This window comes from Kibdelosporangium philippinense (assembly GCF_021390435.2).
GTDB lineage: Bacteria > Actinomycetota > Actinomycetes > Mycobacteriales > Pseudonocardiaceae > Kibdelosporangium > Kibdelosporangium philippinense.
On sequence record NZ_JAJVCN010000001.1, the window covers coordinates 2,043,847 to 2,070,459 of the forward strand.

The following is a 26,613-nucleotide window of genomic DNA, read 5'->3' on the forward strand; positions in this document are numbered from 1 at the left end:
CTTGGGTAGTTACTTCAATCTTGAAGTTAGTGCGTTTTAGTTCAAGCGTCAAGTAAAGTGTGGGTGTGACTCGCGACTCAGAGGTGCGGTGGCTGACTGCTGACCAGCGCCTGGCCTGGCTGGACATGGTCCGTGTGCTGACCAGGCTGCCCGCTGCCCTTGACTCCCAACTGGAGCGCGACAGCGGGCTGACGTTCTTCGAGTACCACGTGCTGTCGCTGTTGGGGGAGCTGCCGGATCGCAGGCTGCGGATGAGCCGGATCGCTCAGATCACGAGCTCTTCGCTGTCACGTCTGTCCAATGTGGTGAAACGGCTCGAGGCGCGCGGGCTGCTACGCCGCCAGCCTGACCCCGACGACGGCCGGGCCACCTGTGCCGCGCTCACGGACGCAGGCATGGCCCTTGTCGAACAGGCGGCCCCTGGTCACGTCAACCATGTCCGTGAACTGGTCATCGACGCGCTGGACACCGGTGAGTTGCAGCAGTTGCGTAACGCCTATCAGCACATCCTCGAACGCCTGGACCCGGTTGCCGTCACCAGGCCGGAATGGTTCGACTGAATCAGCACAGGCCTTTGCTGACCAGAACGTGACGCAGGGCGTCGTGCAGCCGTTGCGCGGGTAGTTCGCCGGAACGGGCGGCTTGTTCGAGCCGGTTAAGGACCTCAGCGACGCGGCCGCCGGAGGACCAGAGGGCCATGTCGGCTCCGGCCGTGATCGCGCGCAGAACGGCCTCCGGCAGGTCGTAGCGGTCCGAGATGGCGCGCATGGCGCCGAGGTCGTCGGTCATCGCCAACCCGTCGAAGCCGAACTGTTCGCGCAGGAGTTTGTAGGCGGCAGGGGAGACGGTCGCGGGCTCGTTGCCGGTCAAATCGGGCACGACGAGGTGACCGAGCATCACGCCCGCTTTGCCGTAATCCGTCAAACGTTGGTACGGCACGAGATCCAACGTGGTGAGCTGGGCGAGCGGGGCGGTCACCACGGTTGTCTTGTGCGAATCGCCTGTGGTGTTGCCGTGCCCAGGGAAGTGTTTGATCACCGGATATACGCCGGTTTCGGACAATCCGGCGGCGAACGCGGCGGCGTACCGCTTGACGGTCGCCGGGTCGCTGCTGAATGAACGGTCGCCGATGACCGTGTTGTCCGGCTGGCTGGACACATCGGTGATGGGCGCCAGGTTCATGTTGACGCCCATCCGGCTGAGGAATTTGCCGCGGTCGACGGCCTTGGCTTTCACTTTCTCCGGCGACATTGTCGCGGCCATCTCGCGGGCGCTGGGGATGCTGCCTGCGAGCGGGTCGACGGTCTGTACCCGCCCGCCTTCCTCGTCGATCGAGACTGTCAGCGGGAGCTGCGCGGCCGCTTTCACCTTCGCGAGCCGGTCCTCGACGAGTAGCTGGATCGGATTCGAGTGCACAAAGATGCCGCCGACCTGGTTGTCCGTGACGAGTTTTGTGGCCGCTTCGACATCTCCCGGCACGCCGACCATCACCAGCTGTGCGACGCGCTGCCGTTCGGACATCGGTTCGATGAGCGTGTCGCAGGAGGCGGCTTGCGGCGGGGGAGCCTCTACAGTGGACGGTTCGGGCAGCGGGATGCCCGGTACTTCGTAGTCCATCAGGATGGCCGCCAGTACGGCCCCGGCCGCCGCGGCGACCAGGAACCGCCGTTTGGTGGTCCGGATGATCGGTGCAGTCAACGTCCTGCCGTCCTGGTCTACGTCTGCCTGCACACGGTAATGGGCGGCGCCGTCAGCTCCAACCGCGGTGTGGCGATGCTCTGGATGGCCGAACTTGTCTGCGTATAGCCGCGTTTCTATAGGTGTGTCTCGGAACGTTGCCGCGTTTCCGGTCTCCGCTAGCCAGGGTCAATCTGCGGTGGTTGGAGTGACCTCGAATGCAGCGTTTCCTCGGCGGGAGGGCCGTCTCTGCGTCGCCCGGTGCTGGTCACGCCCGCGACTGTTCGCGACGGCCGAGTGAGGGTCGTTGAACGCCAATGCCGGCAGTTTCAGGCTTGCTGATTGGGCGTTGCTGGACGGTGTTCAGGTCGGTGACCTGTAGGTTTCCTGGGTGGCACAGTGCGGAAGCTGTCATGGTCGCGGTCACGCCGACGTGCCACAGCTCCGGGCGGGCGGCAGGCCGTTGCGAGGGGAAGATTCGTGGCGTTGAACGCCGTCAAGGTGACCTTCACGGCATCACCTTGGGCAACAGGTGTGACAGGTGTGACTCAGGTGGCGATTGGTCGTCCATTGTGGACAGGCCGGAATCGGCGCGAGTACGCGCGTTTGTCGCCCCTGCGAGTTTGACGACGTCAAGCAAGCATGGGGTGGGCTGTGCGGAGCTGGCAATCGTTACCTTGAACGGTGGCCGGAGTGGTTCCGGCCACCGTTGGCTGCTACCAGCGTTCTATTTGGACTGTGCGCCCGTTCAAGGGTTGCGTCTCGCGCGCGTTGCCGTGCGGGAACAGCTTCTGGAACCGGCGGATTGTGTTGATGGTGACGGTCTTTTCCTTGGTGATGAACCATTGCACGCCTTCGGCGAAGGGTGCGGTGGTCAGCGAACCGTCATATCGCGCGGTTGTTCGATCTTCCGGCAGCAGCGTGTTCAGGTCGAATGCCGGGACGTGGACGGATTTGCCGCATTCGGGGGCGAACTTGGCGAGCACTTTGTCCACTGCCGATGCTGGGCCCGGCACCAGGGGCACGCCGATGACCAGCAGCTTCCCGGCCGCACTGCTGTGCACGAGGTGCATCTCGAGTGGCGCGTGCCTGCCCTCGAACTTGTGCTCCGACGGGGTGTGGAAGTGGAACTGCACAAGGTCGTAGCGGGTTCCGGCGAGCGTCACGTGTCCGCTGCCCCGTGCGACCGTGCCTTCTTCGGTTTCTTCGTGGTGCCGGGTCGTGCAGCCGGTTGGGCTGTCGGCGTCCTTGCGGATGTACTCGATCTCGACCTCGGAGCGGCCATAGGAGATCCGGAGCCGGGGGAGGCTCGGGTCGACTCGGATGGACCTGCGCGTGATGTCGATCGGGCTCTGCCGCGGTAACTGAGATTGTGCGACGGGGGCACTCAACATGGCCGTGGCCACGGACAACGGTCCGAGGGCGATGACAGCGCGTCTGCTCACCATGCCGCTAGATCATTCAGAAGACACCATACTGTATACAACCTACGAAAGTTGGTATTCGGACATATGTGGACCGATGGGTAGCGGGACTAGGGGAGCGTGGCGCGGACGAAAGAACGGTGGGTGGTGGCTAAGGTGCGGGCAGGGGTCGTGAGTGTTTTCGCCGGTTCTAACCGGCCTGGTGTTTTAACGTTCCGGGTGGTTGATCTTTGACATGGAGGCGGCCACCGCTCGATGATCTTGGTTCCTTCCACAGAACTTTGATCACGAAAGCGGTGGCCGTGTCTGGCAGTGTGCCTGATGGATCCCTTGTAGGCCAACTCCGGCGGCTGCGGCGGTTCCGCCGGGCGGTGTATGAGTCGTTCACGAGGTGGCCGGATGTGTTGTTCGAGATGGTGGACGCGTTGTTGTGTCATCCGGGCCGGTTGGAGTCGTTGCCGTATCTAAGCTTGGAGCCGGTGTTGCGGCGTGGGCATGGCAGTGTGTATGCCGCGTTGGATCGGGGCCGGATCGACGCCGCGGTGTTGGCGGGTGTGTTGGCGGGTGTGGTGGATCGGTCCTCGGGGCTGGTGTTCGCGTTGGATTGTTCGCAGTGGCCGCGTCCGGATGCGCCGACCAGCCCGGACCGGACGTTGAACTACGACGCGGGCAAGGATGTTGGCGGTGGCAGCGGGGTGGTGACTCCGGGCTGGTGGTTTCAGTGGCTGGCCGCGACCGGGACGAGCGGTTCGTCGTGGGCGTCGCCGGTGGCGGTGGCGCGTATCGCGGTGGGTGAGAACCACAATGTGGTTGCTGTCGGGCAGATCGAGGCGTTGCTGAAGCAGGTGGCTGCCGACCGGGACCCGGACGGTGGTGATGATGGTGGTGGTCTGGTTCCGATTGTGTGTGCTGACGGGGACTACAGCCCGGTGTATCTGGGTGGCCGGTTGACCGGCGAGCGGGTGCAGATCGTGGTCCGGTTGCGTAAGGACGCGGTGGTGATGGCCGATCCGCCGCCGCGGGAACCAGGCACGATCGGGCGGCCGCGAGTGCACGGGCCAAAGATGAAACTGTCCGATCGCCGTAGCTGGCGTGACCCGGACGAATACCTCGCGGTGCCCGCCGAGCCTGGGCGGGCCGCGGTGAGTGTGTCGGTGTGGCATGGGATGCACCCGCGTGCCTCGGAATCGGCGGCACTGCGGGAACCTGGCTACCGGCCCGGGTACTCCCGCCCGGTGACCCGGGGCAGTGTGGTCTGGGTGTGTTCGGCCGACCCGGCGTACCCGCCGATGTGGTTGTTCTGGACCGGGCCTGAGGGCTCGTTCGATCTTGACCGGGTGTGGCGGGCGTATCTGCGCCGTTACGGCATCGAGCACCTCTTCCGGTTCCTCAAGCAATACCTGGCTTGGACCCGCCCTCGAGTGCGTGGCCCCGAGCAAGCCGAGCGGTGGAGTTGGCTGGTGGCTGTGGCTTATGTTCACCTGGTCCTGGCGCGTGGGCTCATCGCCGATCAGCGACTGTCCTGGGAACGACGCCGGGGACCGCTCAGCCCGCTACGGGTCAAACGCGGGTTTCGTGGGCTTCACCCGCGCCTGGGATCTCCGGCGAAACCGCGAAAACCTTCACGGCCCGGTCCGGGCCGCCCGACAGGGCGTACATCCATCCCCGCGACGCGGCATCGCATCGTCCGTCCAGTGACAAAAACCTAAACCCAGCAACGAAAGCAGGGCCGCCGCTCCGCGACGGCCCTGCCCACCATGCCCTCACAACGTTAAAACACCAGACCGGCCAAAACACTCACGATGGCTTGACCTCGCCTGCGCGGTGCGGGCGGCCGAAACCGCCCGCACCGCCCGGGGTCACTCCCGCACCCAGGAATGTTCGAACCCGGTGGTCAGCGACCAGCCGATCTTCTTGCCCTTCCAGTCCATCTCCAACTGGTGCGCACCCTTGCGGTTCCACTCGGCGATGGCCGTGCCACCGCCCCATGTCGTGTTGTCCGTGATGAACAGCCACGGCATCGTCTTGGCGGGTTTGAGCATCTCCTTCTTCCCGTCGACCTCCATCTCGGCGGGTTCGTCGCAGTCCTCCCAGTCGAAGCAGATCCAGTGTCTGCGGTCGGGGCTCAGCCCGATGATGCTGCGCGACATGGATCCGTCGAGGCCGAAGAAACTGCCCTCGGCGAACAGCGCAGGTCCGGACGCGCCGTCCATGTCCGTCTCGCCCTCGGCGTACTTGACCGAGCTCGACCAGGAGACGCCTGTGGTGAAGCCGAACCCGATCTTCCAGCCGTCCGAAATCGCCCCGGACGAGTCGACGCAGGTCTCGACACCGATCACGACGCCTTCACCGCCAGCGAGTGAGTTGCAGGCGAACAGCAGCCCGCCACCCGGTGCGAACGGCGGCGGCGTGATGCCGGTCTTCTCGGCCGCCTCCTTGAGCTTCTGCTGCTGGAGGTCCTTGATCACGATGGCTTTCCGCTGGCCGTTCTCCAGTTCGTTCACCGCGACCATGCACTCGATGTTGTTGTCCTCCATGGTCGCCTGACGGACAGGAACGCCGCCGCACACTGTGTCGCGCACGTACGACTCGATTTCGACCTGCCAGAACGTGATGTCCTCCTGATCCTTGCGGGACACCAGCGACGGCTTGTACGGCGCCGTGTTTCGCCCGCCCTTTGTCGTGGACGGGGTCACGGTCGGCGCAGGCGAGTTCGACGGTGGCGGTGTCGAGGACTGCGGCCCGCCGGAGGTGGCGAAGGAACACGGACCGTCGTCCATACACCGCATCGGCAGCAGCCCGGATGGGTCGCTCATCGTGACCGGGCTGTTGTTGCTGTACGTGTACCCGTTGAGCTGCTGTGGATCCCCGATCGCCAGCACGGGGTCCACCGAGATGAACCGGCCGGTGTCCGGGTCGTACTCCCGTGCGCCCAGATGAGTCAGCCCGGTACCCGTGTCCTGTGAACCGCCGAGGAACCCGCGGTTGCCCGGGAACGTCGTCGCCGCACCACGTGGACCACCGAACGGCAGCTGACGCCGCTTGGTGACCGCCATGGTCCCAGAATCCACCGCTGTCTGAGCCGTGCTCTGGTGGTCGTAGGCCAGCCAGGTCAGCGATCCCCGTCCCTGGCGCATCGCAACCATGTTGCCACCGTGGGTGTAGTAGCGCGTGACCGTTGGGTTGCCACCGGCCGCTGGCAGGTGCAGCTCCTGTGCGCCCAGGTACAGCGTGGTGCCGGTTGCGTCACGCCGGATCAGCCTGCTGCCGCTCGGGTCGTACACGAACGAGGTTTCCTTGTTTCCCTTCTTGACCGACGCAAGCTTGCCCTCCTCGTCCCAGGTGAACGTCTCCGCGACGCCAGTCGTGGTCCGTGTGGCGAGCTGCCCAGCGGCCGTGTAGGTGTACGCGGTGCTACCGGACGGCCCGCTCACGGAACCGATGGCGTGGGCGTGCCCTGGCACCTGACCTGTGTAGGTACGGACGACGTCACCCGAGGCAGCGTGCTGCGTGTCGGTCACCCGGTTGCCGGACTTGTCATAGGTGAAGGACTGCCAGTACGGCGCCGGTCCGGACAGACCCTCGACCGACGGGTTGGCGTCACACGCCGAGGCAGGCGTCCACGCTTCGGTGACCCGCTGCAGGCCGTCGGTACGGAAGCACTGCACGTCACCGCTGAACTTGTCCGCGATGGACGTGATGGTTCCGGCCGGGGTGTATACGTAGTGCACGTCGGACTGCATTGGCGACGGCGCTTCGGCATCCACAATGGACCGTTTGAGGCCACGGTCGTGCTCGTCGTAGTACTGCGTCAGCCAGACGCGTTTCGTACCGGAGCCAAGCGTCAGCCTGCTCGTCTCGCCATAGCGGGTGAAGTCGGTCGCCGACACCAGCGGCACGTCCGGGCCGTCGAAACCACCCTGGCTGGCGACCAGCGGCCCGAGCTCGTGATACGTGAAGTCGACCGTCTCCGCGGGCAGCTCACCGGCCGCCGGGTAGGACTGGTTGGAGATGCTCCCGTTGGGGTTGTAGCCGGTGTAGCTGTTGTACGTGCCGGCAAGCAGGCCTTCCTGTGCCGGGATGACCATCGAGGTGCCGGTCGGCTGGTAAGCCGCGTTGTAGCTGAGCACCTTGCCGATGTACGCCTTCCCGTCGATGAACGAGGTCGACGAAGCAGGCTTCCCGAGGCCCTTCTTCACCGTGTCGTACGTCCACTCAGCCAGCTTCGTGCCGGTGGTCGAGCCCGCGAACTTGGCCGTCTGACGGCCAAGGTTGTCGTAGGTGTACGCGATCACCTCGCCCCGCGCGTCCTGTGCGGTGAGCAGCTGCCCTGCCGGGTCGTACGTCTTGGTGGTCCGCCCGCTGTCCGGGTCGTCGCCGCTGATCTGACGGCCAAGGAAGTCGTACTCGAACCGCCACACCGCCCCAGCGGGATCCGTGATCGTCTCGGTCTTTCCTGCCTTTGTGTACGTGTACTTCGTGGCGTCGAAGCCACCTTCCGGCTTCGGGCCGTGGTACTGCCTCAGCTCGATCGTCTGCCCGCGGGCGTCGGCGATCGTCGACGTCGGCGTGCCACCGAGCGGCGGAGTGACGTCCACCCGGTCGCCGAAGTACGCCGTCGTGGTCCGGTGCTTCTCGAACGCGCCGCCGAAGTAGATCGACGCGTCAGCGCGGCCCGCTCCGTCGAAATGCGCCCGAGTGTGCCCCGGAATGTCCACATCGGACGCGAGCTGTAGCTCGTTGTCGACGGGCTTGTCGTTGTAATACGGCTGGGTGTTCTTCCACGCACGGCCCTGCGAGTCGTAGCGCGTGTCGGTCAGCAGTCGCCCGCCGCCGAAGGCAGGCGCCTGCACCTGCCGCCCGCGCAGCAGCCCGTCGTAAAGCGTGGTCGTGCTGATCTCGGCACCTGTCGGGCCGATTCCGGTCGAGGTGACCACAGTCGGCTTGTCGTTGCGTACCAGGTAGGCCGTGCGGATGAACGGCACGTTCGGATGGGCTGCCTTGGTCCAGGTCGGCGTCCATGCCGCGACCGCTCGACCGAGCGCGTCGTAGGCCGTCTCGGCCACACGCGAGTTCGGATCGCTGTTGTGTATCGCCACGCCCCATGCCGGTTCGAACGTCGTTGTCGTGACCAAGCCTCCGGGCGCGGCATCGATGGGCGGAGTAGTGACCACGGTTTTGGTAACTGGGCCGCCGAGCTCGGGCGTGTACGCGGTCTTCGTCGTACGCCCAAGCGTGTCGGTGCTGGATGTGGTCCGCCCGTGCTTGTCGTAGACCGTGGTCCCGGTCGTGAAGTAGACCGGACCAGCCGCTGGTCGCTCCTTGGCGGTCTCCGTCTTGACCACGTTGCCGTGCTCGTCGTATGTCATCTTGCCGTCCGACAACGCATCCCGCGGATACTCCGCGTCAGCTCCACAGTGGACAAGATCTATCCATACGCGACCGACCAGGTTCATCAGCCAGGCGGCATCGTTGCGCGCGTACTCCATGTGACTGCAGCGATCGTCGGCCGCGGTGTCGATGTCACCGAGGTCGTTCACCTTGGTCACCAGGCCGAGATCGTCGTACGTGGTCTCGGTACGCGTCTGCCGCCAGCCAGTGCCCAGCGGGGTGTACCTGCGCTCGACACCGGTTTGCACCCGGTAGGCCTTGAACGGGCCGCGCGTCGCGAGCGGACCCTGCACCGCGGGCTCGGTGATCGTCTTGCTCACGCGCGGCGGATCCGGCTGGTCCGACGGCCCTTCTCGCTCGAACGCCGAGCTCTCGAAACCGAAACCGGACAGCCAGTCGGAGTCGGTACGTACGCCGCCCTCGGAGTCGGTCACCGACGCCTGCCGTGTGCCCGAGGGCATGCGGTCACCGTCCATGCCGCGGTAGAACCGTTGCTCGGTCATGGTCGTCGGGCCTGCTGGGTCGTCCGCGGCGCCCTTGCGGACCCGGACGCGGCCGAAGCCGCGGAACTCGTTGTACGTCCGTTTGTCGTCCTTGGTGAACTCCGAGGTGTCCCAGTGCCAGGCCGCTCCATCGAGGTACTCGTACTGGGTGATTTCCTCAGGGAACGTCGATATCGGCTGGCCGTCCAGGTGCAGGCGATCCGTTCGGATCACCGACGTGACCACGTACTTGTGGAAATAGTCGAGGCGCTCGGCGTGGTTGCGTTTCGCCCACCGCACCGGGAAACACCGCTTGGTGTTGGTCTCCGGGTTCGCGGGCATGTTCCCCGGCGCGCACTCCGAGGCGTACGAAATCGCCGTGACCCCACCGGTTTCGGACACGATACCCGTGATGCGGTAACGCATCAGCGGCGACGCGCCGTCCTCCGGCGTGATCACCCGGTTGTACATCGGCGTGCCCTTGAACGTCACCGCGGGCATCTCGATCGAGCCACCGACCAGGCCGGTGTGCTTGATTCCCTTGAGCCACAACGCGGCTTTCTCGCCGTCACCGGGATCGGGGTACTGCTGGTCGAGGTCCCAGCGGTCGACATCGGTGAAACCGTTGCCGCGCCACACCTTCGTGGTCACCGACGCCAGCCGCTGGGTGGTCCAGAACGACGGCGAGGGCTTGTCCGTGCAGGTCGTCTGGTCGCACTTGGCATCCCATGGCACGTCCGGCCAGTTGCCAGGTGCCTCGGGACGGCAGTCACTGCCAGGCACACACCGGTCGGCGGTCGTGAACACCACTTGACCCGACGGTTGCGGGGCATCCGGGCGCACGCCGTAGTCGATGCGGGCCAGGCGCCCGTCGCGCACGTACGACACGGCGTTGTCCTTGCCGTTGAAGCCATAGGAGTTCGTGTCGGTGTTGTAGTAGTACCGCATCTCGTTGCCATTGCGGTCCACCACTTTGGTCAGATTCCATCGCCATGCCTGCGTGCACGACGACGCGTCGAACGAAGCGCCGTGGCACGGCTCGCCGGAGTCGTCGCCGAACACTGGCACTGTCCACGTCGAGTTCGTATCTGACCCGAAGAAGTACTGGGTCCCGTCGACGGTCGTGATTTTCCAGTGCTCGCCGTTGTTGTCGCCGTTTTGCGCATTGGGCAGCTGCTCGATCCGTGACCCGTCGTCGTTACGCGGGCGCCACTTCCCGGTCGCGTCGTCGCGGATCAGCATCCCGCCCGCGCCGCCGTAGGACGCCGTGGCGTTGTCGCTACGCCAGCACAGGTCGGCCACGGTCGGTTTCGCGTCGCCCTCGGTGTCCGCCGAGCACGGCCCGTAGGACCGCTCGACGAACCCCGCGGACAACGACCAACCCTCGCCGATCCAGCCTGGCTGGTTGTTGGTCACCGTCGTCCGGCCGTCCACAGTGGACGACCGGTACGACAGTGCCAGGTTCGGCACGAGCCCACCCGGTGCGGGCGGCACCCGCAACGGGTAGGACCAGGTGAAGTCGCCGGTGTGCGGCGACACCGCCCAGCTCGCCGACGGCGAAAGCGGTGTTGCGGTTGCCAAACCCGACCCCTCAGTCGCGGGTTTGACGGCCTGGTTGCCGGACAGCGCTTGCGTTGAGGCCTGGTCCGCTCCGATGGCCCGCAACGACGGGCTCGTCACCGGCACGGACGGGACGTTGACCAGTTGGGTCGACGGTTCGCCGGCCCATGCCTCTGGCGCGACCACGCCCATGATCAGTCCCGCGATCAGCTGCACGGTGATGACGAGGCTGAACCCACGCCGAGATCTCGATCTGTTTCTCACGGTTTCCCCTTGGTTCAGCCGACTGGCAGGACGCGGACGACGTGGCCGAGCGGCCCGCGGACGGTCTGGCCCTCACAGGCAGCCTCGAAGGACACGAACAGCTCACCCTTCGCCGGCGAGTCGAGGTTCAGCGCGCACTGGTAGATCGGCATGCTCACCCGTCCTTCTGGCGCTGCTGTCCAGAGGTAGCCGAGCTGGACTTCCACGGTCTTGCCGTCACAGGACGTATTCGTGGACACGAACCGGTCCGTACCGTCCACACAGGACATGAGCGGCACTGTGCCTGGCTCGTTCGTCAACGCGAGCACACCGAACGTGCCCTCATACCGATAGTTGTTGGGCACCATGGACGTCGACACCGCGTGCTCTTCGATCTTCGGGTGGTAGTACCGCGTCAGCGGTGCGTACCCGAGGACGTACCCGAGCAGCACGTCGACAGTCTTTCCTTCGCAGGACGCCTGATTCGAGTCGAACAACTCCTGTCCAGCAACACATCGGTACAGCGGGACAGTGGCCACACCGGTCGGCTGCTCGGGATAGACCCAGCCCAGATCCGCCAGCTTGCTCTTGCCTTCACACGCCGGGTCGGTCGAGGTGAACGCGTCGGTGCTGTTGCTCAAGCAGCTGTACAGCCGCCGCGTCCCGGGAGCCTGGGCTGTGAGCATCGCGCCGAGCGAGGTCTCGAAACGATAGCCCGCGGGAACCGCCGGGAACTGGTCGTAGATCGAGTTGCTCGCGTACGCGCTGCGGTGATCGCCGTTCGTGATGAACCGGCCGAGTTGCCCGCCTGCCGGTGCGGGCCAGCCCGCGCGCTTACGGATCTCGTCAGCGGACACGACGCCGAGGTCGGTGGTGACTTCGTCGAGCGCGCCGGAGAACAGGCCCGTCGGGGCGCCGTTCGCCATGGCCCGGCCGAGACTGAACGGACCCCACGCGGCCCACATCAGCACGTTGTTCTTGGTGCCGACAAGTTCGCCGTCCACGTAAAGCCGCAGCTGCCTGCCCGGATAGTCGTAGACGCCGGTCAGATGCGTCCACGTGTTCAGCGTCGGCGGCTGCAACGAGTTGGCGTAGATCATCGGCGTTGACGCGGCCTGGTCGGCGTCCTCGCTGGCCGCGCCGAAGATCCAGCGCCCGACTTCCGGCCGGTACTGCAGGACGAACCCGCTGTTGCGGGTGCCGTCCTGGCTGAGCACGGTGGCCACCCGGTCGGTCCGGCTGAGCTTGGCCCACGCGGCGACCGTGAAGCTGTCCCGCATTGTCACGCCAGGGCGGCTGCCCGTGGCCGACGAGGCCCCGTCGAACTGGACGGCCTTGCCGATGACACCGGCGGGGAACGTGGCCGTACCGGTCATGGTCATCTGGCTCTGCGCCCACGACCAGTCCTTCACGGTACCGTCATCGAACCGCCAGTAGCCGTGCAACGCGGGCGGCGCGTCATCGTGTATCCGGCGCACTTCCCCGTCGGACAACGCCTTGCCGAAGGCACGCACGTCATCGATGCCGCCAGGGAAGTAGCACTGGTTGCCGGTGCCCCACCTGCAGCGGCCAACGGAGAACTTGCCTGGGGCCGCCAGCACCGAGACACCGGTCTGCACGCCGGACAGCCCACCGTTGACGTACAAGCGAAGCTGACCAAGCTGCGCGTCGTAGACCAGAGTCAGATGGCTCCAGCCGCCGATGACAGCCGTTTCGGACGACAGCACGTAGTGGGGCTGGAAATCAGTCCGGTCGACGTTCGGCACGACAGCTCCCCACTTCTTCACCGTGGGGTCGTACTGCACGTAGAACGGGCTGATCTGGCTGGCGTCCTGGCCGAACACGGTCACGTACTTCGTGGTGTCCTTCAAGTACGCCCATGCCGAGACGGAGAAGCTCGCGCCGGTGTTGATTACCGGACCAGCTGTCTCGGCGTACCCCGAGACACCGTCGAGCCAGCTGGTCATGCCGATGCGGCCGTTGTGCCAGGTCGCGCCCGTGGACAGGGTGGCATTGCGGCCGCGGCCCGAGGAATCCACTGCCGTGGTCCCGGTGTTGTCGTCGAACTTCCAGTGGCCCAGGTCGGCGACCGGCATGGCTGTCGAGCCCTCCGGCGCCGGATAGCTGTGGTACAGCGCGTAAACCCGGTCAGAGGTCAGTGCGCCGCCGTACATCCGGACGTCGTCGACCTCGCCGCGCCAATACCCGGTGTACGAGCCTTCCTCCAGCGCCCGGCCGATCTGCAGCCCGCCCGTGGCCTGCCACGGGTTGAGCAGTGTGCCGTCGTCCTTCCGGTTTCCGTTGACGTACAAGTAGATCGCCTTGGCTGAGGCGTTGTAGACGCCGACAAGGTGCACCCAGCTGTCGTGATCACCGGGGATCACCTCGACCGCGGCCTTGGTGATCGTGCCGTCCTGCTCGGGCATCTCGAACACCCAGTTGCCGTCAAGGCCGTTGTCGTCGGTGACCAGGCCGAGCCGGAACTTGCTGAAGGCCCGGTTGTTCCCGCCGTCCAGCGAGACCGCGCTCAGCACGCACCTTGGCGTGCGGTCGGTGTCGCAGTCGTTGCCCGACAGCTTCACCCAGGACGAGACGGTGAAGCTCGCGTCGGTGCGGACGTCGACTCCGGCCGTGGTCACCACGTCGTCGGTGCCGTCGAGGCGGACCGCGTTGCCGACCCGGCCACGGGTGAATCCGGCGCCGTTGGCCAGATTCGCCTGCCGGGCGCCTGCGGAGTCACCGCCGCTGGTGCCGCTGCCCTCGTCGAGAGTCCAGTTGTGGCCGAGGCTGACGTCGCGCCCGGCCATCGTCTGGATCTCACCGGCGAACAACGTGCGGGTGTACACCGACACGTCGTCGATGGCGCCGTTGAAGTGGTCGACGTTGCGGCCGTCCCACTTGCCACGGCCGATCTGGAACCCGCCGGTCGCCGCGAATCCGGCGTCGTGCAGCGCCGTCGCGGTCAGCACACCGTTGACGTACAGCTCGATCTGCTTGCGTTCCTTGCTGTACACGCCAGCCAGGTGGGTCCAGATGCCTCGCTGCACAGGCGGACCGGTCGCCTGGTCGCCCGCGATGTTGGCGTCGGACTTCATCGCGACGAACGTCCACCGGTCATTGATGGCCCGCAGCATGAACCCGCTGACGGTGGTGCCGTCCTGAGAGAGCACAGTGGACTGTTCGCCTGTCTTGTCCAGCCGTGCCCACGCGGTCACCGCGAAGCTCTTGTCCGTGTCCACCGCCTTCGGCGTGCTGATGTGCCCGCCGACTCCGTTCAGCCGGGCCGCGAGGTCGGTGGGGTCGGGGATGGTCACCTGGCCGGCGCCCCAGTCCGCACCAGCGGCCAGCGTGCCGTTGAGCTTCTTGTTGACGTCGTCGGGGTTTCCGTCGAGTTTCCAGGTTCCGGCCGTGACTCCGTCCACACTGAGCAGACCGCGCACCTCGTCCTGTGAGATGGCCCGGTTGTACACGCGGACCTCATCCACCGAGCCAGGTAGCCACTGGTGCGCCTCACCACGCACACGGGCCTGGCCGATGCGGAACGCACGTTTGGCTTGCCACGGCGTGATTCGCGTGGTTTCACCGATCAGCTCGCCGTCGACGTAGAGCCGGATCTTGCCGGTCGTGGCGTCGTAGGTACCGGCGAGATGCGTCCAGACACCGGCTTGCGGCTGTGGTTCGGTCCCGACCCAGTCGTAGCCCGTCGGTGTCTGCGCGTCGTCCCTCGGGAACACGAACACCCAGCGATTGCTCTGGTACTGCAGGCAGAACGAGCAGATCGACTCGCCGTCCTGGCTCAGCACGGTGTACGTGCCGTTGTCCGCGCGGTCGAGTTTCACTTGCGCCGCAACGGAGAAGCTCTGGTCGGTACGCAGCAGCGGGGTCGTGGTCGACACCGAGTCGTCGACGCCGTCGAGCTTCACACCGCGCCCGACCGCGCCGTCAGCCGTGAACGCGGCACCGTTTTCCAACACGCCGTCCGCACCGGTCACCACAGAGTTACGTGCGGTGGTGCCGGAGGTCTCCTCGAACTTGTAGTGCGCCACCTGGACGTTGCTCGAACTGACCGCTGCCGCGATCTCGGCCGGGCTGAGCACCCGGTCGTAGAGCTGCACCTCGTCGATCGCGCCCGGCCAGTGGTCGACCCCGGCGTTGCCTCCCCACTTCGTGCGGCCGATGCGGACCGGGCCCTCGGCCAACTCCGGCGTGGCGGTGTGGGCCACGCTGCCGGCCAGGCTTCCGTTGACGTACAACCGGACTTGCTTCGCTCCAGGGTCGTACACCCCGGCCAGATGGGTCCAGGTGTTCAGCTCTGGCATGCCGATCGGCGAGCTCGCGATCTGGACGCCCTTGTCCGACGTCGTCGAGTTCGGCACGCCGAAAGCCCAGCGTGGGTTGGTGCCGTCGGCTTCGGCTCGATACCAGAGCGCGAAACCTGGGAACAGGGTGCCGTCCTGGCTGACCGCTGCCCTCGCGTAGTTGTTCTTGGCGAGGTTCACCCAGGCGGAGACGGTGAATCCGCTGGTGTTGCGGATCGTGTTCGGTGCGCTGACGTGGTCGTCGATGCCGTCGAACTGGGCGGCTGAGCCGATCGCGCCCGTCGCGCTGTAGCCCGTACCGCCTTCGAGCGTGCCGTGGCGGTCGCCGAGGAACGCGGTGTCCTGCGCGTTGCCTTCGAATGACCACTGTGCCAGCGGGCCGTTGCCCGCGCGGACGTAGAACCGGTAGTCGCGTCGCGGGCTCTTGTGCCCGGCACGGTCCACGCTCTGCACGTAGAGGGTGCGTGGGCCGTCACCCTCCAGGGGCAAGGTCACCGACACCGATCCGCTGAGGGTTTGTGGCTCGATCTTGGTCGCTGGTTGTTCCTGCCAGCCGTAGAGGTAGTGGTCGATGTCCGGGACTCCGGCAGCCCCGAAGGTGAAGGTGCCGGGGACGTCGGCACTGCCGTGCCATCTGTTGTCCTCTGGGTACTGCTCGCTGGTCACGGTTGGCGCCACGTCGACGCCGACGCGGTCGACCACGAAATGCGGCCCCCATGCCCACGGGCTGGAATCGGCCCGGTCGCCGCCCGCCACGGCCCAGCTCAGGGCCTTGCCGTCCATCCCGGTCAGGTCGAGGGTACGGCTGTGCACCGATCCCGACGGCAGGCCGCTGCGCCACCAGTCGGTGTCCGTGACCGTGCCGCTGCTGTCCAGGCGCCAGTTGACATCCAGCGCGTCACCGTCCGGATCGGACAGTGTGGCCATCAGGCGGATGTCCGGGTTACCGATGAACGGCCAGTCCGCGCAGAACTTGCACGGCGCGGGCAGCGGCGGGTCGGTGCTCAGGCCGGTCGGCAGGCTGGGGTCGCGGTTGTAGGTGATCCACAGGTACATCTGGGCGGGGTCGTACTTGCGCCACGCGTACTGGTCGTCCCAGTTGCGTGCCTTGAGGAAGTACACCGTCGGCTCGGTCTTCTCCACGTGGTCGAGCGGGATGTCGATTCCCGCTTCCTTCCAGCCGGTGTTGCAGGGCGCGGCCCCGTGCACCGACGGCATTCAGCGTTCCCTGATGTGTGCGCCGTTGAGCTTGGTGTTCCACGTCATGCCGTTCCAGATCTGGCCATCGGTGTGGTACAGGTCGTGAATCCGGTCGGCGCAGCCCGAGCTGGAGGTCACCGTGGTCGACAGGGTCGCCCCCTTGAGCTTCTTGTCCCACAGCCAGCCGGTGTCGTACTGGAAGTACGCCCATCCCTCGCCGATCCCGTTGCACCAGCTGCCACTCGGTGGCAGGTCGCGCGGGCACTGGCCGACCTGGGCCTTGGAGCCGTCGCCACTGGTGTTCCAGTAGGAGGTGCCCGCGTAGCCGGACAGGACGTTGGCCCACGCCTGCTTGTAGGCCGTGGTCAGCACCGGGTCGATGGTCACAGGGAACTTCAGCGCCGGGTCGGCGAGGAACTTCTCGTCTGGTTCCATTACCAGGGCTCTGTCCACAACGGACACTTTGAAGACGGTGCTCTTGCCCGCGGAGTCCCACATGGACGATGGCGGCGCGGAGAACAGCTCCTTGCCGTTCGCGTCGGTCACGCTCAGCGCGCCGCTGTCATCGGCCTTGACCGTCAGCCCGTCGGACTCGATCTTCATCCGGATCTGGTGGAGGGCCTGGTTTTTCGCCGCGTCGGCGTTCTTGACGATCAAGTGCTGCCGGAAACCGTTGCGCTCAGCGAAGATCACCAGATCGGCGCCGGGAAGGACATCTGGGTAGGTCACCTCGTTGGTGGCCACAACGGGCGCGGGAAGCTCGCCCGGCCAGCTCAACGCGAGGGTCTTGCCGTCGCGGTTCATGGTCACCAAGGGCGCAGTCTTCCCGCCAGGGGACAACGTCAGGTCGCCGTCGGAGGCCTTTGGCGCGATCCGCCCGTCGGCCCGGCGCTCAAGGGTGGTGTCGATCTTCGCCCAGCTCGCTCCTTTTCGGACCCGGACGGGCACCGGCGTGAGCTGGGCGGTCATGGTGCCGCCCGGGTTGGCGAACACCGCGCGTGACTGCGTGCGCTTGGCGAGTACTTCCACCGGCGTTCCCTGGCGGTTGGCCGCTGCTACCGCCGCGGCGGCATCTGGCGCCTCGGCAACCGGAGCGATCTGCTCTGTGGAAAACGGCGTGCTGCCCGGCATCAGCGTCACCATCGAAGCCGCCATTACGGCGACCATCCCGGCGACGAACCGTCTCCGCCAAGGCCTATTCATCCTCAGGTCCATGCCCTTGCCCCTCCGCACGCGTCACGGGCCGGACACCCGATATCGAGGAACGCGTGAAACGTCGGAGATGAGATACCAAGGGCGAACTTCAGCCCGGTTTCACGCTGGCTTCAGCACTTCGATGCGGCTGTGAAAGTGAACGGGCCACACGAAGGATATCGGGATCGCGAATCCCTGTCATGTCGATCCGTTATCCGGAAGTCCGCATGTCACAGTCCTTTGTGGATTACCGAGCGTGTGAAGTCCAGGGCTCCGTGTTCGCGACGAGCACTCGCAGGCACTGGTCGCGCACCCAACGTCGCATTGCCCCGGCGGGTTGAGGACCGCACTGTCATCGCCCGACCAGCCCCAGAGGCGAGGTGTCGGCCTGCGCCCCGGCCGCCGCCCGGCGTCGAGGGCACGCGCTGCTATCACTGCCTGATGTGCAGGCCCCGGTGCGGGCGCCCGATCGGAACGTCTCCTTGTTCCTGCCTGGTCAGAGACCGTGAGTGATCAATCGGGTCAGAATTCGGCTAGCCACCTGAAATCACGCCGTCTCGCAAGGCCACAGGGACGAGCGTGGCCTTGCTGGCCGAGCACCCAGCGACCTGTGGCGCGTTGGCAAGCCTGCTGGGGTGCACCGATCCGTGGCAGGTAGGACCGACTGGAGTGGTGCTGCTGGACCGCTACCCGGACACCGCGATAGCGCTGGAGGAATTGATGACCACCTAGATTCCCAGGGAGGCCGTAACACGCCGAGCCTGGGAGACCACATCTGAGATGTGGCGGAACACCCTGGAATGCTGGCGGACCTGACCTACAGCGAGAAAGAGCTGATCAGGTCCGCCCGCCTCGGCCTGTGGTACACCGCGAGTGCGCTCGCGCCTGAGGACCTGGTGACCTGCGACGAGCCGGATCACCAGGTCCGTGGCGAAGTCATTCGCGAACTGCTCCTTGGCTGGCATGGCGAGGTCGACCCGCGCGGAGTACGCGTCGCCAACGCGCGCATCACCGGCGAGCTGGACGTTCGCTATGTCACGGCATCGGTCGGCCTCTACTTGCGTGAGTGCGTTGTTGATCAACCGGCGTTGTTCAACAACGCGCGCTTCCCTCGACTCGACATGTCCGGAACTCACGTGCCAGGGCTGGCAGCGACCGGACTGCGTGTCGACGGCGCATTGCACTTGCGCCAGGGATTCACTGCCACAGGCGTCGGCCAGCGTGGCGCGGTCAATCTCGTGGGTGCGAGCGTTGGCGGCTCCTTGTCGTTGAGCGGCGCCAGGTTGACCAACGACTCGGGCCCGGCGCTGCATGCGGAGCGAATCACCGTGGACGGAACCATGCGCCTGCGCAAGGGGTTCACGGCCATCGGAAGCGGCATCGAAGGCGCGGTGAACCTGTCGATCGCGCACATCGGTGGCGTCCTGATGATGCGGGAAGCTCAAATCACCAACACCTCCGGCCCAGGCCTCCAGGCAGGACAGGTCCGCGTGGACGGTTCGGTGAAGGTACGTGGCGGCGTGGTCATGACCGGGCACGGACACCGAGGCGCGTTGCATCTAGTGGGTGCTCGCATCGGCGGCTCGCTGTCGATGGAAGGAACCCACCTGGTCAACCCCGATGGCCCCGCCCTGCACGCCGAGCGGCTCAGGGTGGACGACCGTGTCATCCTGCGCGCAGGATTCACCGCCACCAGCGGCGGGACCGAGTCCTCCCTGATTTTCAAGGGAGCGCACGTCGCCGGTGCCTTGGAGTTCGCCGATGCCCACCTGGACGGCGCGGGTGAGTTCCTGCTCAATCTGGACAGTGCACAGTGCGCCTACGTTGTCCTGCCTGCGGACTTGATCTGCCCGGACAGCCGGGACGGCTGCCCCGGCAAGGCACGGCGGATCTTCGTAGACGGCTTCACGTACACGGACGTGGCCGGTGTCGGCTGGCAGGACTGGTTGCATCTGCTGCGCTTCCACACCCACACGTATCTGCCTCAGCCGTACCGGCAGCTCGCGGCAACCAGGTCGGCCGCTGGCCACGACGGTGACGCCCGGCGAATCCTGATCACCCAACAGCGTGACCACCGTGCTCGCGGCGATGTGGGCGGGCCGATGAGCCGGTTCGCGCATTTCGTGTGGGGTGCGCTCGCCGGATACGGCTATCGGACCAGCCGGACAGCCGTGGCGCTGGTGCTTGTACTGCTGCTGGCCGCTGGTTTGGGCTGGTGGGCGGGCAATACGCCGACCGGGCCGGCCAGTTTCGCCGCTCAGCGACCGACTGGCGGCAGTTGCTCCACTGTGGAGCTTTTCGGCCTTGGCATTGACCGAGGGCTTCCGCTGGCCAGCACCGGCATCCGGGCGAAGTGCGACCTGGACACCGCGAGCCAGGCCGGACAGTGGTTCACCATCGGCATCTGGCTGCTCCAGGCGGCTTTGTGGGCGTTGGCGACGTTGGCGCTCGCGGGATATACGGGCCTGGTTCGCAAGGTCCGGTAACACAGTCCTCCCCATTGGCTGCACTTGTGGGCGATTCACGTGGATGTCGATCAGTGAGAAGGTGGTCAACGTGAGGTCTGACGGCTTGATCGGAGCGCGGGTCAGCAGGATCGAGGATGTTCGGCTGCTGACCGGGCGAGCGCAGTTCATCGACGACGTGCGGTTGCCGGGGATGCTGGAGGCGGCGATCCTGCGAAGTCCGCTCCCGCACGCCCGGATCGCCTCGATCGACGTCAGTAGAGCAGCGGCACTACCCGGCGTCTACGCGGTCGTGACCGGCGTCGACGTCAAGGCGCTCTGCGGCCCTCAGCCGGTGATCTGGCGAACCATCCCCGACATGTTCTTTCCGGAGACGTACGCCCTGGCCGTAGACAAGGTGACGTACCCGGGTCAGGGCATCGCGGCGGTCGCAGCGAAGGACCGTGCGACAGCGGAAGACGCGCTCGAGCTGATCGACGTCCAGTACGAAGAGTTGCCCGCGGTGAGCACACTGGAACAGGCGCTCGCGCAGGACGCGCCGCGCCTGTTCGACGAGTGGCCAAGCAACGTACTTGGTCGCATGGCAGTCCAGAAGGGTGACGCCGACACCGCGTTCGCCGAAGCGGACGTGGTACTCAGCGCGGACTTCCGATTCGCCCGCCAGATGGGCATGCCGCTGGAAACACGCGGCGTCGTCGCGACGTGGGACCCGTTCATCGACCGGCTCGACGTGTGGCTGACCACCCAGGCACCCAACATCGCGCAGGCCTCACTCGGCGAGGTACTCGGCCTGCCGGTAGCCAAGATCCGCGTCCGGACACCCGACCTTGGCGGCGGATTCGGCAACAAGTTCGACTTCTACGGCGACGAGGTCGTCGCCTGCGTGCTGTCCCGCCAATCGGGCAAGCCGGTCAAGCTGATCGAAGACCGCGCCGAGAGCTTCGTGGCGACGGTGCATTCCCGTGAGCAGAAGGTCGAGGTTGAAATCGCGGCCCGCGACGACGGCACGATCACAGGCATGCGTGGCACGGTGTACGGCGTTCTCGGCGGCGCGCTCGGCACCGCCGGTCTGAGCCCGTGCTGGGTGACCGCCGCGTCGGTCACCGGTCCGTACGACATCGCGACGTTGGACATGAACCTGGTCGGCGTGGCCACAAACCGAACCCCGTACGGCTCGTTCCGCGGATATGGACTGCCCAAAGCGAACTTCATCTACGAGCACATGGTCGAAAAGCTCGCCAAACACCTCGGCATGCCCGCACACGACGTCCGCCGCAAGAACTTCATCAAGGAATTCCCTTACCAGAGCCCAGTTTTCGTCTTCGACAGCGGCAGATACGAAGAATGCCTTGACCTGTGCCTTGAGGCCGTGCACAACTCGGGCTGGCAGCAGATCCGCGAGGACGCCAGGTCACGAGGTGTGGCGGTCGGCATCGGCTACTCGTTCCAGAACGAAGTGACCGGCCTTGGCCCAAGCCGGATCCAAACCCTGGCAGGCTCGGCACATTCCGGCTTCGACGAAGAAGTCGTCCGAATCGACTCGTCCGGACACGTAACTGTCTACACGGGACTGTCCGCGATGGGTCAAGGAATCCACACAACTCTCGCCCAGGTGGCGGCCCACACCCTAGGCGTCCCACTGGCGCATGTAACGGTCCTGTCGGGCGACACAGACTCCAGTCCGTACAGCGGATACGGCACAGGCGCAAGCCGCGGCGCCCCACTAGGCGGCGCGGCAGTGCGCACAGCGGCAACCCGCCTCAAAGCCAAAGTCCTGCGAATCGCCGGGTACATCCTGGAAGCCTCCCCGGACGACCTGGACATCACCGACGGGATCATCGCGGTGAAAGGCGTCCCCGACAGAACAGTCACGATGGCCGAGATAGGAGACGCGGCCTACCGGCGCCTCAACGGAAAACTGCCAGAGGACGAAACACCGACCCTGGAGGAACGTGAGGTCTTCGACCCGGTCAACGTGGCCACTGCCTTCGGTTGTACGGCTGTGCTTGCCGAGGTCGACCGGGAGACCGGTGTCGTCACCCTGCTCGGCTACCTGATCGCGCATGACTGCGGAACCGTGATCAACCCGTTGATCGTGGACGGCCAGTTGCATGGTGGTGCGGCCCAGGCGATCGGCGGCGCCTTGTACGAGGAACTTGTCTACGACGGTGATGGGCGGATGCTGACTCGGACGTTCGCGGACTATTTGCTGCCGTCGGCGACCGAGGTGCCCCCGATGACGGTCAACCACATGGCCACGCCCGCGGACCACATTCCCGGCGGCTTCAAGGGAATGGGCGAGTCTGGCGTGATTGGTGGGGGAGCGGCGATCGTGAATGCGATCGTGGACGCGCTACCGGAGTACGACCTGGAGATCACGTCGCTGCCGATCACACCGCCCCGGCTGCTCGCAGCCATGCGCAAGGCCACGGGCTGATGAGGACGGCCGTCGGCTCCTCGATGCGGATGGAGGCGTGCTGATGACCTCTGCCTTCGGTTACCCGATACTTGCCCCCATTCTGAAGGGAACCAGCCGATGAAGGCCGCTGCCTTCGAATACCTGCGGGCATCCTCGACTTCCGAGGCCATCGAGGCACTGGCCGATCCCAACGCCAAAGTCCTCGCTGGTGGGCAGAGCCTCGTCCCACTGCTGAACATGCGCTTGGCCAGGCCGAGTCTTCTTGTGGACATCGGCGGGCTGAACGACCTCGCCTACCTGCGCCGGGACAATGGGAATCTCGTGATCGGGGCGATGACGCGGCATCGGGCTGCCGAGACCTCCCCGGTCGTCAGGCAGGACCTGCCGTTGCTGGCCGAGGCGCTCGGCCACGTCGGCCACGTATCCATCCGCAACCGTGGCACGATCGGAGGCAGTCTCGCGCACGCCGACCCAGCCGCTGAGCTGCCCACGGTTGCCGTGGCCCTCGACGCTTCCGTTCAAGCACAAGGCATTCACGGTACCCGGGACATCGCGGCTGGTGATTTCTTCCTTGGCCCGCATCAGACTGCCCTGGAACCCGGCGAACTGCTTGTTTCCGTGAGTTTCCCGGTCTCGGCTGCTGGAATCTCTGTGCAGGAGCTGTCGTTTCGTGGCCGGGACCTCGCGCTTGTCGTGGCCGTCGCCGCAATCACCGTCGAGGACAGGGTTTGCTCGCAGGCTCGGATCGCGGTCGGCGGGGTTGGGCCCACACCGATTCGGGCAACTGCTGTTGAGCAAGCGCTTGTTGGGCAAACGCTGTCGGATTCCGTGATCGCCGAGGCCACCGCCGAGTTGCGCTGCGATCCACCTGACTCCATCCATGCTCCTGCGTCCTACCGGCGTGAAATGGCGTCGGTGCTGACGCGCAGGGCGATTCGAACGGCGGTGCACGCGTGAAGGTCTCATTGACGGTCAACGGTCAGCCGGTCAGCGCCGAATGCGAACCACGCCGTACGCTCGCCGACTTCCTGCGTCAGGACCTTGGTTATACCGGCGTGCATGTCGGTTGTGAGCACGGCGTGTGCGGGTCGTGCACTGTCACCGTTGACGGCGCCACCGCCCGGTCATGCTGTTTGCTTGCGGTTCAGGCCGAAGGCTCGGATGTCACCACCATCGAGGGTCTGGCTTCGGGTGGTGAACTTGATCCGCTGCAGCAGTCTTTCCGCGAGCATCATGGCCTGCAGTGCGGGTTCTGCACTCCCGGCATGCTCGCCACCGCGAGGGAACTGCTCAAGGACAACCCTGATCCGACCGATGCCGAGATCCGGGCCGCGATCTCCGGCAATCTTTGCCGGTGCACGGGATACCAGTTCATTGTCGACGCCATCAAGAACGTGAAGTCACGCGAGGCTCTGTGACCGAAGGCCGGGTCGCCATGACGAACATCCCCGCGGAAAGGACGAACACGCTGTAAGCGAATTGGTCCTGCAAAGGCAGCGTCAGGGTCATCGAACCCGCGAACGACAACAACACAAGCGCCGCGCCCAATTCGGCCCAGCGGGTTTTCCACTTCAGCAGGAGTGCGATACCGACCACGAGTTCCGCTGCTGTTGCCGCGTGCGCGAGTATCGGCGCAAGCCACCGGGCAGGAATGTGGCAACTTGCCTCGTGTAGTCGATGTAGGCACCATAGTCACCCCATGAAACACCGTCTTGGCCACGTGGGCCTCGAAGGCTGAACCTGTCAGCCAAGCCCCACGGGAATTGCCACGAGGTCAGCACGCGAACCAGGATCGATATCCATTTGGTCAGCGATGGGTGCCGGGTCGCGCCGGTCTGGCTGACGGCGTACGCGGTGAACAGGGTCAGCACGACAACGCCAAGCCAGTTCAGGCCTGGTTCCCGATGCAGAGAGAACTCGTTCAACACAATCCAGACGGCCTGGACCGCCAACGCGAGCCAGAGGAGTGGAAGTGCATATCGTCGTGCCGTGGATATGGTTCGCTGCTTCAAAATCGACACAAGACTCCCCTTGATTGCCTGCCGTGATTCGGCCCGGTATCGCCGACGCTCGCACAGGTACGACCGGCGACCCACGAAATTTGTGACCACGTGTGTTCCATCGTATGAATGCGGGTATCCGGACCCGAGAAGAATGCCGAGGGTAGGGGGGAACCGTTATGGCGAGCGCGCTGTCCACCGGACCAGGGCTCGCCCGGACGGTGTTGCCAGGCGCCGCGATGATCGCGGTGACGTTCGGCCTCGCCCGCTACGGCTACGGGTTGCTGCTGCCTGAGATGCAGTCGGACCTGCGAATCACCGCCAACATGGCCGGGCTGATCTCCTCGGGCGCCTACTTTTCCTATCTGGCCGCGAACTTCTTGGTGGTGTGGCTGACAGTCCGCCGCAGTCCACAATGGGCGGTGGGGGCTGCTGCTGGGCTGGCTATCGTAGGTATGGCTGTGGTCGGTACCGCCGAGAGCGCGCCGATGCTGGCGATCGGTGTCCTGATCGCGGGTGCGGCGGCGGGTTTGGCGTTTCCGCCGTACGCCGACATCGTCGAGCATCAGGTTCCTCGTGCGCGGCGGGCCTTCGCGTGGTCGACGATCAGCTCTGGCACCGGGTGGGGAGTTGCCATCGCGGGGCCGATCGCCATCGTCGCGGGGGACCGCTGGCGTTTCGCGTGGCTGGTGTTCGTCGCGCTGGCCGTTGGTGTGGGAGTTTTGGCGGTGCTGCGTGCTCCGGCGCGTGGCGTGATCAGGCACCGCCCGGTCCAGTTGAACTGGTCATGGTTTGTCTGCCCAAGGTCGGGACCGTTGCTGGGTTCCGCGGTACTGATCGGCTTGGGCAGTTCGGTGTGGTGGGCGTTCAGCGTTGACGCCTTACGCGAGGCTGGCGTCGCGGGGACTCCGGCTCGGATTGTGTACACAGTGGCCGGTGCGGCGAGCATCCTGGCGTCCTTGAGCGGCACGGTCTTTGACCGGCTTGGGTTACGTGCGGGCTATCTGGGTTGCGTAGTGCTGCTGACAGCCGCGCTCGTGCTGCTTGGTACTGCGACCACGAACCTGCCGCTGGTTCTGATCGCTGCGGTGTTGTTCGGTACCAGTTACAACGCGGTTGTGGCCGCTCACGGGATATGGAGTGCGCGGGTTTTCGCTGAGCGCCCGTCGGCCGGTTTGGCTGCGATCAACACGGCATTGACCATTGGCACGATCATCGGGCCGACGGCTGCGGGTGCGTTGATCGACTTGGCCGGTTACCACACTGCGCTCATTGCTGCGGCCGTGTGCGCTGTTCTCGCATTGGCCTGCAGTCCACCGGCACGTCGAAGCCGAAATTCGGTGCCGCGATGAGAGGAGGCGCGACTGGTCAAGCTTACCGAGGCTGCTTTCAACACCGGACATCCGAGGGCGCAACGTTACTTGCGTGAGCTTGAGGGTTTGACAGACGCGGTCGCCGACCTTGATGCGCTCTACCGCATCGGGCAGGCGGCCTTGGTCTGATCCGGTCTGCACGATCGATGCCTGTAGCAGCGGGTCGAGCTCAGCTGTGGTGGTCAGCCGGTAGTTCGTGCCGTGCCGAGTCCACACGAGACGTTCTCTTCGCGCCGGGTTTTGCTACGAGTTCGGCGTGGCCATTGGTGCAAAACGGTTGCCGGCCATCAGGCAGGCATGGGCCAGCCCAGCAACACCGTTGTTCCACTCGTCGTGTGCGACAGCCGGAACACCGCCGCCAGCTTTTCCATCATGGCCAGCCCGCGGCCTCTGAACCCTGGGTCGGCCGTCGGCGGCTGCCACACCCCGCGATCGCCCACGACAATCCTGGCCTGGTCACCGACGGCCGAGCACGCCGCGAACAGCGTGATCGTCCCCGAAACCGCCGCATAAGCATGCTCGATCGCATTGCTCATGGCCTCGTCGCTTGCCAGCACCATGTCCTGGACCAACACCCCGGACAGGCCGATTTTCGCGGCCCATTCAGTGATCCGGGTTCGGGCGACTCCGGCCTGGTCAGGTGTGGCGGGCAGGTCCGCATAGATGTACGGCTGGGTCAGATCCGCGTCGGTGACTGTCTCCGCGGCGAACGTGGGCAGGGTGTCCGCCCACTTGGTCAACCGGACTGACGCTGGCAGCGAGCTATGGTCGTCGAGCATCAGCGCGTCGTCACCCGCTTTCCGCGGTCGTCGTCGAAATCCCACAGGGAAGATACCCGCTGATGTCCCATTTGAACGGCCGTTGCG

The 26,613-nt window shown here is 65.7% G+C and carries 16 protein-coding genes; 8 read left to right on the plus strand and 8 right to left on the minus strand.

Annotated elements, in window-relative coordinates; all coding sequences use genetic code 11:
- Window positions 1-65 precede the first annotated feature (65 nt).
- The gene (locus LWC34_RS09500; protein WP_233724624.1) at window positions 66-560 is read left to right on the plus strand and encodes a MarR family winged helix-turn-helix transcriptional regulator; all 495 of its coding nucleotides are present in this window, start codon (window positions 66-68) and stop codon (window positions 558-560) included.
- Window position 561: 1 nt separating this feature from the next.
- Here LWC34_RS09500 and LWC34_RS09505 read toward each other — a convergent pair whose 3' ends face one another.
- Entirely contained in the window at window positions 562-1,731 is a 1,170-nt protein-coding gene (locus LWC34_RS09505; protein WP_233724625.1) for a glycoside hydrolase family 3 N-terminal domain-containing protein, read from the minus strand.
- Window positions 1,732-2,393: 662 nt separating this feature from the next.
- Window positions 2,394-3,125, minus strand: a complete 732-nt coding sequence (locus LWC34_RS09510; RefSeq protein WP_233724626.1) for a carbonic anhydrase family protein — start codon at window positions 3,123-3,125, stop codon at window positions 2,394-2,396.
- A gap of 347 nt (window positions 3,126-3,472) precedes the next feature.
- Between LWC34_RS09510 and LWC34_RS09515 the strand changes: the two genes are divergently transcribed.
- Window positions 3,473-4,810: a transposase gene (locus LWC34_RS09515; RefSeq protein WP_372496514.1), complete on the plus strand. Its 1,338-nt coding sequence runs from the start codon at window positions 3,473-3,475 to the stop codon at window positions 4,808-4,810.
- Between the two features lie 150 nt (window positions 4,811-4,960).
- Here the strand turns inward: LWC34_RS09515 and LWC34_RS09520 are convergent, their stop codons facing one another.
- From LWC34_RS09520 to LWC34_RS09530, 3 genes are read right to left on the minus strand one after another with little or no spacing between them, the layout of a single operon-like run.
- Window positions 4,961-10,798 carry an RHS repeat-associated core domain-containing protein gene (locus LWC34_RS09520; protein WP_233724627.1) on the minus strand — a complete coding sequence of 1,946 codons (5,838 nt, stop codon included), beginning with the start codon at window positions 10,796-10,798 and terminating at the stop codon, window positions 4,961-4,963.
- 14 nt (window positions 10,799-10,812) lie between these two features.
- A complete protein-coding gene (locus tag LWC34_RS09525) occupies window positions 10,813-16,314 on the minus strand; it encodes a LamG domain-containing protein (RefSeq protein WP_233724628.1) in 5,502 nt (1,833 codons plus the stop codon).
- Window positions 16,315-17,451 (minus strand): hypothetical protein, encoded by a 1,137-nt coding sequence (locus LWC34_RS09530; RefSeq protein ID WP_233724629.1) that lies wholly within the window; start codon window positions 17,449-17,451, stop codon window positions 16,315-16,317. It lies immediately after the preceding gene.
- Between the two features lie 618 nt (window positions 17,452-18,069).
- Here LWC34_RS09530 and LWC34_RS09535 point away from each other — a divergent pair.
- The 5 genes from LWC34_RS09535 (at window position 18,070) to LWC34_RS09555 (ending at window position 23,792) form a co-directional block, all read left to right on the plus strand.
- Window positions 18,070-18,222: a hypothetical protein gene (locus tag LWC34_RS09535; RefSeq protein WP_233724630.1), complete on the plus strand. Its 153-nt coding sequence runs from the start codon at window positions 18,070-18,072 to the stop codon at window positions 18,220-18,222.
- Window positions 18,223-18,272: 50 nt separating this feature from the next.
- Window positions 18,273-19,976, plus strand: a complete 1,704-nt coding sequence (locus tag LWC34_RS09540) for a hypothetical protein (RefSeq protein WP_233724631.1) — start codon at window positions 18,273-18,275, stop codon at window positions 19,974-19,976.
- Between the two features lie 70 nt (window positions 19,977-20,046).
- A complete protein-coding gene (locus tag LWC34_RS09545; RefSeq protein ID WP_233724632.1) occupies window positions 20,047-22,392 on the plus strand; it encodes a xanthine dehydrogenase family protein molybdopterin-binding subunit in 2,346 nt (781 codons plus the stop codon).
- Between the two features lie 99 nt (window positions 22,393-22,491).
- Window positions 22,492-23,331 carry an FAD binding domain-containing protein gene (locus LWC34_RS09550; RefSeq protein ID WP_233724633.1) on the plus strand — a complete coding sequence of 280 codons (840 nt, stop codon included), beginning with the start codon at window positions 22,492-22,494 and terminating at the stop codon, window positions 23,329-23,331.
- Complete coding sequence (locus LWC34_RS09555) at window positions 23,328-23,792, plus strand: (2Fe-2S)-binding protein (RefSeq protein WP_233724634.1); 465 nt, start codon at window positions 23,328-23,330, stop codon at window positions 23,790-23,792. Before LWC34_RS09550 ends, LWC34_RS09555 begins: the two co-directional genes overlap by 4 nt.
- Here the strand turns inward: LWC34_RS09555 and LWC34_RS58745 are convergent.
- On the minus strand, window positions 23,761-23,970 hold the full coding sequence (locus tag LWC34_RS58745; protein ID WP_372496452.1) for a hypothetical protein: 210 nt from the start codon (window positions 23,968-23,970) through the stop codon (window positions 23,761-23,763). The genes LWC34_RS09555 and LWC34_RS58745 overlap by 32 nt on opposite strands.
- Window positions 23,946-24,299: a hypothetical protein gene (locus tag LWC34_RS09560; RefSeq protein WP_233724635.1), complete on the minus strand. Its 354-nt coding sequence runs from the start codon at window positions 24,297-24,299 to the stop codon at window positions 23,946-23,948. The genes LWC34_RS58745 and LWC34_RS09560 overlap by 25 nt, the downstream gene beginning before the upstream one ends.
- A 254-nt stretch (window positions 24,300-24,553) precedes the next feature.
- Between LWC34_RS09560 and LWC34_RS09565 the strand changes: the two genes are divergently transcribed.
- Window positions 24,554-25,726, plus strand: coding sequence for an MFS transporter (locus tag LWC34_RS09565; RefSeq protein ID WP_233724636.1), 1,173 nt, complete (start codon window positions 24,554-24,556; stop codon window positions 25,724-25,726).
- A gap of 308 nt (window positions 25,727-26,034) precedes the next feature.
- On the opposite strand, the gene LWC34_RS09570 is transcribed toward LWC34_RS09565, so the two are convergent.
- On the minus strand, window positions 26,035-26,526 hold the full coding sequence (locus LWC34_RS09570; RefSeq protein WP_233724637.1) for an ATP-binding protein: 492 nt from the start codon (window positions 26,524-26,526) through the stop codon (window positions 26,035-26,037).
- Window positions 26,527-26,613 lie beyond the last annotated feature (87 nt).